Below are 12286 nucleotides of genomic sequence, written 5' to 3'. Positions count from 1 at the left end.
CTTGCCAGCGCTAAGATCGTTAAGCACTGTTTCGCTCTGCCCTCATGTCTGACCGTGTCAATCTTTCGGATGCTTTACCAACTGAGTCCTCAAATGGGCACCATTCCACGGGTGTAAATCAAAACAGCCAGAACGCGATTCGCATTCGCGGCGCTAGGCAGCACAACCTGAAGAATATCGATCTGGAACTACCGCGAGATCGCTTGATTGTCTTTACTGGCGTCTCTGGTTCTGGCAAGTCTTCCCTCGCCTTTGATACCATCTTTGCAGAAGGACAGCGGCGCTACGTGGAGTCTCTGAGTGCCTACGCGCGGCAATTCTTAGGGCAGTTGGATAAGCCAGATGTGGATGCGATTGAGGGACTTAGCCCTGCAATTTCGATTGACCAAAAATCGACATCTCACAACCCCCGCTCAACGGTTGGTACGGTAACGGAGATTTACGACTATCTGCGGTTGCTGTTTGGACGCGCGGGTGAACCCCACTGTCCCCTCTGCGATCGCTCGATTGCACCTCAGACGATTGATGAAATGTGCGATCGCATCCTGGAACTGCCTGATGGCACCCGTTTTCAAATCTTAGCGCCTGTAGTGCGCGGCAAAAAGGGCACCCATCAAAAATTGCTCTCCAGCCTGGTTTCTGAAGGATTTGCTCGCGTCAGAGTTGATGGAGAGGTGTTTCAACTGTCCGATTCTATTGAATTAGATAAAAATTATACACACACGATTGAAATTGTCGTTGACCGACTGATTAAGAAACCCGGTATTCAGGAGCGTCTAACCGATTCTCTCAGCACTTGTCTGCGTCATTCCAGTGGAATTGCGGTCATTCAGTTATTAAATGATACATCGAAACCTAACGAATCCGACCAGATAAATAATTCGTACACGGAACATACCACAAAAAACGAAATTGGGCAAGAAAATTCTACAAACGCTGAGAATTCCTATCAGGAAAGCTCCAATGAATTAGTCTTTTCAGAAAACTTTGCTTGCCCGGAACATGGGGCGGTGATGGATGAACTTTCTCCGCGATTGTTCTCCTTTAACTCCCCTTATGGTGCTTGTCCTCAGTGTCACGGATTGGGTAGCTTGCGGACATTTTCACCAGAGTTATTGGTACCTTTTCCGGAGTCGCCGGTGTATGCTGCGATCGCGCCTTGGTCAGAAAAGGATAATTCTTACTATCTCTCTCTTCTATACAATGTCGGACAAGCGTATGGCTTTGAAATTCAGACACCTTGGAATCAGCTAACAGCAGAACAGCAGCACATCATTATGCATGGTGCTGACAAATCAATCTGGAACGAAAGTCGAAATGATTTTAGACGGTATGCAGGCGTTATTGCTATCCTCCAGAAGCAATACGATGAAACCAGTTCCGAACTCATTAAACAAAAAATGGAGCAATATCTCGTCGAGCAGCCGTGTGAAGTGTGCGCCGGGAAGCGATTGAAACCGGAAGCCTTGGCTGTGCGATTGGGACAGTATCGGATGCTCGATTTGACAAGCGTTGATATTGGGGAAAGTCGAGAACGAATTAATAATTTAAAATTGAGCGATCGCCAGTTTCAAATAGGCGATTTGGTACTTAGAGAAATTAAAGCTAGGCTGCAATTTCTCCTCGATGTTGGCTTAGATTATCTGACGCTTGACCGTCCGGCAATGACACTTTCGGGAGGAGAAGCGCAACGAATTCGCCTCGCAACTCAAATCGGTTCGGGTTTAACCGGCGTCCTCTACGTGTTAGATGAACCGAGTATCGGATTGCATCAGCGAGATAATGGACGCTTGCTGCAAACTTTAATTAAACTCCGCGATTTGGGCAATACATTAATTGTGGTCGAGCATGATGAAGAAACGATTCGTGCCGCTGACCACATTGTTGATATTGGCCCTAGTGCGGGCGTTCATGGCGGAAAAATTGTTTCTCAAGGTGACTTGGAGACCTTGTTGGCAGCAGAAGATTCTCTAACAGGTGCTTATTTATCGGGACGGCAGGTAATTGAAACCCCTGCACAGAGGAGAGAGGGAAATGGGCGAGCGCTAATTCTCAAAAATGCCTACCGCAACAACTTACAAAATATAGATGTCGAAATTCCACTGGGTAAACTTGTCTGCATCACCGGCGTTTCTGGTTCCGGCAAATCTACTCTAATTAACGAATTACTTTATCCAGCCTTACAACACCACCTCACTCGCAAAGTTCCCTTCCCAAAACATTTGGAAGCCATCAAGGGATTGAACGCAATTGATAAAGCAATTGTCATCGACCAATCTCCAATTGGACGCACCCCTCGTTCTAATCCAGCTACCTATACAGGTATCTTTGATGCGATTCGAGACGTATTTTCCCAAACCATAGAAGCAAAAGCGAGAGGGTACAAACCGGGGCAATTTTCTTTCAATGTTAAAGGTGGACGCTGCGAAGCTTGTGGCGGACAAGGCGTGAATGTGATTGAGATGAATTTCCTGCCAGATGTCTACGTGCAGTGCGAAGTTTGTAAAGGCGATCGCTACAACCGAGAAACTTTACAAGTCAAGTACAAAAACAAGTCTATTTCTGATGTTCTCAACATGACCGTAGAAGAAGCTTTGGAATTTTTTATAAATATCCCTAAAGCATCAACACGGTTGCAAACTTTAGTAGATGTGGGACTCGGTTATATCCGTTTAGGGCAAACTGCACCCACTCTTTCTGGTGGTGAAGCGCAACGAGTGAAGTTAGCCTCGGAACTCTCTCGTCGTGCTACCGGGAAGACGCTTTATTTAATCGATGAACCGACAACGGGTTTATCTTTTTACGATGTCCACAAGTTGCTAGATGTGTTACAGAGATTGGTAGATAAAGGCAATTCAATTTTAGTCATCGAACACAATTTAGATGTAATTCGTTGCGCCGATTGGGTTATCGATTTGGGACCGGAAGGGGGGAATAAAGGTGGAGAGTTAATTGCGATGGGAACTCCAGAAAAAGTGGCGGACAATCCGAGGTCTTATACCGGGCAATATTTGAAACAAGTGTTGCAGCAGCATCCCCCAAAATGACAACTTTTAATTTGTCAATCTACTAACCGCGATCGCGCAATACCAGTCCAGAAATCGACAGATTTTTAATACTGGCTTTTCGCCAGATGCCTGCTGGGAAAAAAGCGCATTTCCTCAATTCAGCAACTGCCCGCACCCTAGAAGTCTGGGGCTACATAAACGAAGCCTGCCGGGATCAGGCTTTAACTTAAAATTCTCTTTATTTTCTGCCAATCAAAAGATAAGTTGTCATCTCACCTTTGCCTTTGACATGGATAAGACCCCGTTCCTCAAAAACATATTCGTCTCGTAATAACTCATAGGTAGTGGCAGTGACTTGAATTCGACCCGCCAGACCGTGAGATTCCATCCGAGAAGCGGTATTTACCGTGTCGCCCCACAAATCATAGATAAACTTTTTGATACCAATGACGCCAGCAACGACGGGTCCCGTACTAATGCCGACTCGAATCTGAAAATTTTTCGCATTTTTGAGGTTAAATAGCGCGATCGCATCTTGCATATCCAGCGCCATGTCAGCTATCGCCTGGGCATGATCGCTGCGGGGCATTGGCAAACCGCCGACAACCATATAGGCATCCCCAATTGTCTTTATTTTCTCCAAACCATGCAGTTCGGATAGGCGATCGAACGCGGAAAATATCTTGTTGAGTAATTCGACAAGTTCGGTAGGTGATGTATCGGCAGAAAGTTGGGTAAAGCCAACAATATCAGCAAACAAAACGGTAACTTCGGCAAAGCTATCGGCAATTGTGCTTTCCTGAAGTTTTAATCGCTCAGCAATCGGGGCAGGTAAGATGTTGAGCAGCAGCAGTTCCGATTGTTCCTGTTGATAGCGCAGTGCTTCTTCTGCGACCTTGCGATTGGTAATATCTTGGACAGTGCCTTCGTAGTAAAGAATTCTCCCTTGAGAATTCTTTACCGTGCGGGCGGTTTCCAAAATCCAGATAGTACTACCGTCCTGGCGGTAAATTTGAGACTCAAACCGAGATACAGAATCATACTTTTGCATGGCAGCAATAAATTCCGTCCGTCGGTTTGGGTCAACATAAAGTTGCCGCTCAACGCTCGTCACATTAGCGATTAATTCCTCCGGGGACGAGTAGCCATAAAGGCGTGCGAGGGCAGGATTCGCACTGATGAAGCGTCCATCCGGTGTCGTTTGAAAAATGCCTTCAACTGCGTTTTCAAAGATGCTGCGATATCGTTCTTCGGCTTGCCGAAGTGCGCCTTCCACTTGCTTGCGCTCGGTAATGTCGCGGGAATTAACCACGATGCCTGCCACGAAGGGATCGGCTAGCAAATTGCTCCCAGTTGATTCTAGAAAACACCAGGAGCCGTCTTTTCGGGGAAAACGATATTCGATGGAAAAAACACTCTGAGGGTTGTTAAGCGCCTCATGGAAAGCTTCTAAAACGCGGCGACGATCCTCTGGGTGAATCATGCCCAAGGTGTGTACCCCGGTCAATTCCTCTGGTTGGTAGCCCAAAATACTCACAATCGAAGGACTTTGATAGCGGGTAATGCCATCTGCGTCATAAATGGCGATCAGATCCGAACTGTTGAGAATCAGCGAGCGAAATTTCGCTTCACTATTCGCGAGGGCGGTTTCTGCTTGTTTGCGATCGCTCGCTTCCATTGCCAAAGCAGCCATATACGCTAAATAAGTCGCAAAGTTCTGATCCTCCAACGCCCACTGCCTTTGCGTACTCATGTGTTCCAGACAAAGCACCCCCATCGTCCGTCCACCTACCCGAATCGGGACATCCAACATCGAAGCAATGCCTAAAGGAGCTAAATAAGCCGCGGAAAACTCCTTCGTCCGAGGATCGGTATGGGCATCAGAAGCCGCGATCGCGCGTTCCTCTTCTAGTGCTTGGAAATAGCCCGGATAGTCTACTCGGTACAGCTCCATGCCCCAGCTATGCCGCTCCTGAGTGACTTCGTACAAGTCAACACAGACCAATTTTTGATTCGGGTTTTGGGATGTTGCAGAAGCCGGTTCATCACCATCAACGATTTCTTGCCTGTAAAGCCATATACTCGCTCGTGCGACGCCCAGCGTATTCGTGGCTGTCTCGGTAATCTCCTGCCAAGCCGCGCTCAAATCGCCCGTGTATAAAGCCTGACACGTAGCCAATTCCATCAGCGCCCGCTGCTGTCTGCAAAGCCGAGTCTCGCTTTCTTGGAGTGCGGCTTCCGTCTGCTTGCGCTGAATGACGGAACCCAGCTGAGCCGCAACGCCCGATACTAGCTCCACCATCTGCCGGTCTTCTTCCTGGCTGTCGAAGCTGAAGAAAACCAGAACAGCTAGCACTTGTGGCTGCTGTAGGGGCACCCCAGCGCTTTGCCCGTCCTGAATCGGCAGGGGGGACGATTCCCAAAACGTTGCCGCAATAATCGGAATGGCGAAACTTGCTTTCAATCCGCTTTCTCGTGCAATTGCGACACGATCAAAAACGGCTGGTGGCTGAATTGAAACATCATCAATCCACTCTGGCTGCTGCGATGACCAAACTCGTCCCGGCAATCCGTTCCAGGATGCAAAAGTGAGCTTCTGGCTGAAGTGTCTGAATTTCTTCAAGGCGGGGGATACTTTCTCCTTACCGCCATACCAACCCCGACTGCATTCAAGAAAGTCACCCGTTGGGTGGGGAATCCAAGCTTCCCCAAAACTCCAGCCGATTGTCTCGCAAACCTTGCCCAGCGTGACTTGCAAAGCTGAGTGAAAATCTGAGGCATCCGCGATCGCTTGCGTCGTCGTCTGCAACAAACGGATTTCTTCTTGGGCTTGTTTGCGATCGCTAATATCTCGAACCACGCCACACACGACCTCTCTGCCACCATAGGAAATCGAGTTGGCACTCACTTCCACATCCACCAGCGTTCCATCTTTACGCCGGTAGCGTCGTTCGCCTAGGTAGTGCTGTTTATCGGCTAGGATTTGGTTGATATTTAAGTCAGCGCTGTCTTGGGTGTGGGGAATGAGATCGTAAAGGGTCAGATGTAGAATTTCTTCATGGCTGTAACCGAGCAAGCGATTAAAGGCAGTATTGGCTTCCAGAATTTGAGAAGAGCGAGCATCAATCAGAACAATCCCTTCTGAAGCTTGCTCAACCACGGCGCGGTGACGTTCTTCGCTTTCAATGCGATCGCGTCCAGATTTTTCCAACGCTTCTAGCATCCCATTAATCGTCAGTGCCAAGCTGGACAATTCATCCTTTCCGGGCGTCGATACCCGCAGCGAAAGATCGCTACTCGCGCCAATTTTCCGAACTTCCCCACTCAAAGCTGCCAACCGAGATAGCACCAATCGCTCTATCAGCAGCAGCGTCACTCCACCAAATACCAGTCCTACTACCAACAGACACAAGATGAGATAGACTAGGCGAATCTTTCCTTGCCTGTAGATTTCTCTGGGGACATCCACCCGCAACAGCAAAGCCGGTTTGCCATAAATGTCTTTAATCCGGGCGTATCCAGAAATCGTGTCTTCATCGCGCGATCGCACCAGAATTGGGCGTTGTTCTGAAAAAGTAGAACGCACGGCTTGAAAGTCAGCAGGCATTTGAGGATCGTTCATCCCGTACATCATCACGGGCAAACGGTTAATTCTTGCCAACTTCTCGATCGTTCGATCGTCTATATAGCGCCCGAAGATCAAAGTTCCTCGGATAGAACCTTTGCCATTTGAAGGCAAAATCGGCTGCGAACTAATCAGCATTGGCCCTTCCGGAAGCAGAATGATTCCCGACAGGATGCGATTAGAATGGGGACGCTCTAAAAGCCGGTCGTTGAGAGCCAGGTGTTCTTTGAGGGCCGGTGGAATCGGTGTTTTTTTCTGACTTTTCAGATCGAACCCAGTCCCAAAGACAATTTCACCGCTGTTATTGATATACAGCACCAAGTTGATCTGCAAGTTGTAGAGCGATTCTGGATTTAGATTCGACTCCCGATAAGCTTGGTTTGGGTTGTTAATAAAGTTGTAGGTGTCATCCCACGCCGACCAATCGAGAAATCCAGAACTAAAGTCATCGCCAGTTTGGGCAAAAACATTCAGAACTGCCTTAACCATCTGACGGGTATTTTGATCCTCAGCGTGCTTGAGGCTCCGCAACAAAACGATGGAAGAGGTAGCATATAGCACCCCTACCAGACCGACGAGTGTCGCGCCAATGACCATTAGTGTCTTCGTTCGCAGTCTCATGCTTTAGTGCTGAGTCCGTCCTGTAAAGGCGGGTTGACCCGTCCTAGCTAAGTGTTGAGAGGGGAAGTCAAATTATCTCCTTTATTGTTCCTCGTAAACTCGGCATTCGATACGATTTCTGCCAAAATCTACCTCCAGACGTTTGACGAAAAGCGGGATCGCTAAATACTGCGTCAACAAGCTGTGTTCGAGAAGCACCCTGGATGGCGAAAACCCCGAAACCCAACAGGAGGAAGGTTAGGGTTGGATGCCAACATCCTAGCTGCGTTCAGAACGACAGCTACAGTCTCTAATCAATAACAACGAGAAACTACTTGACGATCCGGACGCGATCGCTCACTCTAAGTTGTTAACTGTAGGACTTCCCCTAGAGTTTTCTCTAGACGGAATCGATGAACGCTAAAGCTAGATATACCAATAGTGTAGTAATGGCTTGAAGGCGTAAGTCCTAAACTAACAGGTGTGAGTGAGTGAGGAGTGAGTCTAATGCTAAGCTGGGAGCCGACTCCTGTCGGGATGCCTTCTTCTGGGTACCCCAATCTTTCCCAAATACAGCGAGAAAATTTTACAGCGCTCAAGGAACGGGCTTGGGTAGAAATTGATTTAGCCGCTTTAGCTCATAATGTGCGGCAGCTGAGGCGTTTTCTCTCCCCAAAAACGGCACTGATGGCGGTGGTGAAGGCGGATGCTTATGGTCATGGTGCCATTACGGTTGCCGAGATTGCTTGCCAAGCCGGTGCAAGTTGGCTAGGTGTTGCCACGATTCCAGAGGGAATTCAACTGCGAGAAGCCGGGATTCAGGCACCGATTTTGATTTTAGGTGCCAGTAATACGTCTGAGCAAGTGCAAGCGATCGCTCACTGGAATTTGCAGCCGACGCTCTGTACGCCTCAGCAAGCTTTGGTCTTTTCCGAGACACTGGGCACTTTAAATCGTTCTTTAGCGGTTCATGTAAAATTAGATACCGGGATGTCTCGCCTAGGCACTCCCTGGCAGCAAGCAGCGGAGTTTGTCTCCTTGGTGCAGCGATTGCCCCATCTCAAAATTGCCAGTATCTACTCTCATTTAGCAACGGCTGACAGTCCAGATCCCACGGGAATGAGACAGCAACAAGACAGATTTGAGGAAGCGATCGCTCTTATCAAAACTACAGGAATGACGCCTCCCCGTCTGCACCTCGCAAACTCAGCTGCCGCTTTAAGCGACCCAAGCTTACACTACGACATGGTGCGAGTGGGTTTAGCAACCTACGGTCTTTACCCCGCGCCCCATCTAAAGTCTGTCATCGACCTCAAACCCGTCATGAAAGTAAAAGCACGGGTAACGCAAGTAAAAAATATTTCAGCAGGTACGGGAGTAAGCTACGGACATCAGTTCGTTGCTAGCCGGGATATGCGCCTCGCCGCGATCGCCATTGGCTACGCCGACGGGGTTCCCCGCAACCTCTCCAACAAAATGCAAGTTTTGCTCCGAGGTCAGCAGGTGCCGCAAATCGGCGCGATTACAATGGATCAGCTGATGCTGGATGTCAGCGCAATCCCCGATTTACAAACTGGCGAAGTCGTCACTCTGCTGGGGCAAGAAGGAAACGCCGGAATTTCTGCGGATGACTGGGCGGCGACTTTAGGCACGATTTCCTGGGAAATTCTCTGCGGCTTCAAGCATCGCCTCCCTCGCGTGGCAGTCGGTCAACCCCTGGAATCAGAACAGGCTACACCGTCTTGACGCAACTTGAAATACTCGCAAGTCTTTGCTTCTAGATGCCGGGGTACGACACTGCCGTACCCCCACCGAGAATAAGAATAGCCGAGAATAAGAATAGTGGCAGACAAAAATTCATTTCCTCTGCCAATTTTTATTCGTTAAGCTGGTCAAGATATGGTCTTGCCATTCACCTTGAATAAATAAATATTTTCTAGCATATCCTTCAACAACAAATTCTAATTTTTTCAGTAAATTAGCACTCCGGTGATTGTGGGGTAGATAATTTGCCATCACCCGGTGCATATCTAATTGTGCAAAGACATCATTTATGGCAAAGTGCAATGCTTCCGTCATATACCCTTTACCTTGTTCAAATTCTGCTAAATTATAGCCCAAATAACAAAATTGGGCAGCACCCCGCATAAACCCGTGAAAACTAACATTGCCAATAATTTCTGAGAAATTCCCATTCTTGAAAATAAATAATTTTAAAGAGCGATCGCATTCAAATTCTTTAATGTTTTTCTCAACTTGCTCTTGCCAAAACTCATGGGTTAAAAAATTATCAGGCCAAAAAGGTTGCCAGGGAGATAGATGCCCTTGATTATTCCGGTAAAATTTGACAATCTCAGGCACATCTTCTTGAGTTCCCATCCGTAATAACAATCTAGGCGTATAAATTAGCTTAAATTCCGAATTCATTCCAGTATTCTTATAAAAAAAGATATATTAATTGGAAGTGAAAAACGATTGAAAATGGATATTATTTCTGTTGAAGCTGCATCGCAGTTATGGAACTACCTGATTGGCCAAGCGTATTTTAAGATTCTACAGAACCTTCTCTGGGCAGCGACAATTCTGCTGCTCACCCGATTAGCTGTAGGTTGGGTAGGAGGTCTTACCCGCAAAGCGCTAAGTCGCACAGAGCCAACCTTACGCAAGTTCTTGATTCAGGTAGCCGAGATTTTCACGCTGGTCGTCGGGATGGTCGCCGTTCTCAACAGGTTGGGAATCGAGACGACCAGCGTTGTCGCGGTAGTGGGGGCGGCTGGTTTAGCAATCGGCTTAGCATTGCAGAATACCTTATCTCACTTTGCCGCTGGTGTGATGCTGATTAGTTTGCGCCCGTTTGAGGTAGGCGATTTTATTGAAGGGGCGGGGGCTGCCGGAGTGGTGGATGCCATCGGCATTTTCTCGACTACGCTAGTAACGCGAGACAACGTAGTAATTACAGTGCCGAACGGGCAATTATTCAGCGGGACGCTGAAAAATACCACCGTACTCGGCAAGCGACGAGTCGATTTAGACATTGATATTGGCGATCGCCCGATCGAACCGACTATCACCCTACTTTTGTCTTTAATTCAACCCCATCCCTTAGTTTTGGAAGAACCAAAAACGACCTGTCACGTTGCTTCCATCTCAGCAACCGGAACAATTTTATATCTCCGTCCTTGGTGTGCATCTGAAGCCTACGATCACGTCCGTTCCGAAGTACAACAGCTGGTGAAAGAAGCTCTGCGAGAGCCAGAATTGTCACTGTAGTCTTCTGCCTACTCCTGAAGGACGCGGGATCATTCTTGCTCCTTCATCTTCATTATTTTCCCGTGAATCGGCAGTTCAATCCGAAACTCTGTTCCTTGTCCTGGTTCAGACAGACACTTCAGTACCCCGCCATGCTTCTCAACGATAATCTGGTAGCTAATCGACAATCCGATTCCCGTGCCTTTCCCTACAGGCTTCGTCGTGAAAAATGGATCGAATATCTTTGCCCTAATCTCTTCCGGTATGCCAGGGCCATTATCCGCAATGCGAATTACTACATGAGATCGGTCAGAAGAAAGGCTGGTGCTAATGCGAATCCAAGCACTGCTAGTGGGTAGAGACACGAATAATCGTGTCTCTAGGTCAGTTGTTGTTTCACGAATGATTGACGGCTGACTATTGACCATTGACAACTCTAGAGCATCCACCGCATTACTCAAGATATTCATAAATACCTGGTTCAAGGGACCTGCGTAGCACTCAACGGGTGGAAGGACTCCGTACTCTTTAATCACTTCAATGCCGAGATTTTGGGCTGTGGGTTTAAGCCGATGCTGAAGGATTAAAAGCGTGCTATTAATCCCTTCGTGGATATCAACTCGTCTCATCTCGGCTTCATCCAATCGGGAGAAGTTTCGCAACGAAAAAACAATTTGATGGATACGGTCAGTACCCACTTTCATAGAAGCCAAAGTTTTTGGTAAATCTTCTACTAGAAAGTTCACATCAATTGTTTCTGCTTTTTTTTGAATCTCGCCATCGGGATGGGGATATTGCTTTTTGTAGAGGTTTAGCAAATCGAGGAGATCCCGAACATAGGCACTAACATAGGGCAGGTTGCCGTGAATAAAGTTGACAGGGTTGTTAATTTCATGGGCGACACCAGCAACCAATTGACCCAAACTCGACATTTTTTCGCTCTGAATCAGTTGGGCTTGAGTATTTCGTAATGTCTTGAGGGTTTGCAACAGTCGTTGATTACTGCGGCGGAGTGCTTGCTCTACTCGCCGACTCTTGCTGACAGTCCGTTCTAATTTATCCAGATTAATCCGTAACTCCATCTGGCTGACCACTTGACGCCCCAACGCCCGCAGTGCCTCCATCTGTTCGGGGGTGAGATGACGTGGAATCCGGTCAATCGCGCAGAGGGTGCCGACAGCATAGCCATCAGATGTTACCAAAGGGGTACCCGCATAAAACCGGATATTGATGTCTGAGGTCACGAGCGGGTTGTTGGAAAACCGCCGATCTTCTAAGGCATTGGGCACAATCAACAACTCATCTGGTTGCACCAAGGCATGGGCGCAGAATGCCACGTCTCTTGGCGTTTCCGTTGCTTCTAGACCGATTTTTGATTTGAACCACTGCCGATTAGAATCGACGAGGCTGACTAAAGCAATGGGAGTGCCACAAATGTAGGCTGCCAGAGCCGTCAAATCGTCAAATGCTTCTTCAGGAGCAGTATCAAGAATCTTGTAGCGATTCAGCGCTTTGAGCCTATCTGCCTCATTGATGGGGATGGGTGGGCTGCTGCTGATTTCCTCTGTTGATTTCGATGGGGTGAGGTTGATTTGATTCAATCCAGAATCAATTGAGGCGTCTTGTCGTAGGGGCTGACGACGTAACTGGCGACGTTTTTTTCTAAAAAGACGACTGTAAATGGTTTGAATAGCGTTCAAAAGAAGGTTCCATGCTGTTGTAAATAGCCGTTTCACGCTGGTATTCTGCACGCTTAATTAGAGATTATCATAGGTCATTCATACCCTTTCTTTAATTGATTGTA

Annotated in this window: 6 protein-coding genes; 3 read left to right on the top strand and 3 right to left on the bottom strand. The window is 47.7% G+C overall.

Features of this window, described 5'->3' with window-relative positions:
- The first annotated feature begins 44 nt into the window (after positions 1 to 44).
- Positions 45 to 3047 (top strand): excinuclease ABC subunit UvrA, encoded by a 3003-nt coding sequence (gene uvrA, locus H6F50_RS05000; protein WP_190426955.1) that lies wholly within the window; start codon positions 45 to 47, stop codon positions 3045 to 3047.
- A 199-nt stretch (positions 3048 to 3246) separates the two neighbouring features.
- Here uvrA and H6F50_RS04995 read toward each other — a convergent pair whose 3' ends face one another.
- Positions 3247 to 7254: a PAS domain S-box protein gene (locus H6F50_RS04995; RefSeq protein ID WP_190426951.1), complete on the bottom strand. Its 4008-nt coding sequence runs from the start codon at positions 7252 to 7254 to the stop codon at positions 3247 to 3249.
- 486 nt (positions 7255 to 7740) lie between these two features.
- Here H6F50_RS04995 and alr point away from each other — a divergent pair, with 486 nt between their 5' ends.
- Positions 7741 to 8979, top strand: a complete 1239-nt coding sequence (alr, locus tag H6F50_RS04990) for an alanine racemase (protein WP_190426949.1) — start codon at positions 7741 to 7743, stop codon at positions 8977 to 8979.
- A 111-nt stretch (positions 8980 to 9090) separates the two neighbouring features.
- On the opposite strand, the gene H6F50_RS04985 is transcribed toward alr, so the two are convergent.
- Complete coding sequence (locus H6F50_RS04985) at positions 9091 to 9660, bottom strand: GNAT family N-acetyltransferase (RefSeq protein ID WP_190426947.1); 570 nt, start codon at positions 9658 to 9660, stop codon at positions 9091 to 9093.
- A 54-nt stretch (positions 9661 to 9714) separates the two neighbouring features.
- Between H6F50_RS04985 and H6F50_RS04980 the strand changes: the two genes are divergently transcribed.
- Positions 9715 to 10503 carry a mechanosensitive ion channel family protein gene (locus tag H6F50_RS04980; protein ID WP_190413201.1) on the top strand — a complete coding sequence of 263 codons (789 nt, stop codon included), beginning with the start codon at positions 9715 to 9717 and terminating at the stop codon, positions 10501 to 10503.
- 29 nt (positions 10504 to 10532) lie between these two features.
- Here H6F50_RS04980 and H6F50_RS04975 read toward each other — a convergent pair whose 3' ends face one another.
- Complete coding sequence (locus H6F50_RS04975) at positions 10533 to 12182, bottom strand: ATP-binding protein (RefSeq protein WP_199291999.1); 1650 nt, start codon at positions 12180 to 12182, stop codon at positions 10533 to 10535.
- Positions 12183 to 12286: the final 104 nt, after the last annotated feature.

Origin of the sequence: Coleofasciculus sp. FACHB-712 (assembly GCF_014695635.1) — a bacterium.
Taxonomy (GTDB): Bacteria; Cyanobacteriota; Cyanobacteriia; order Cyanobacteriales; family FACHB-T130; genus FACHB-T130.
The sequence above is the reverse complement of the archived record's forward strand: the minus strand, read 5'-3'. Positions and strand labels throughout refer to the sequence as shown.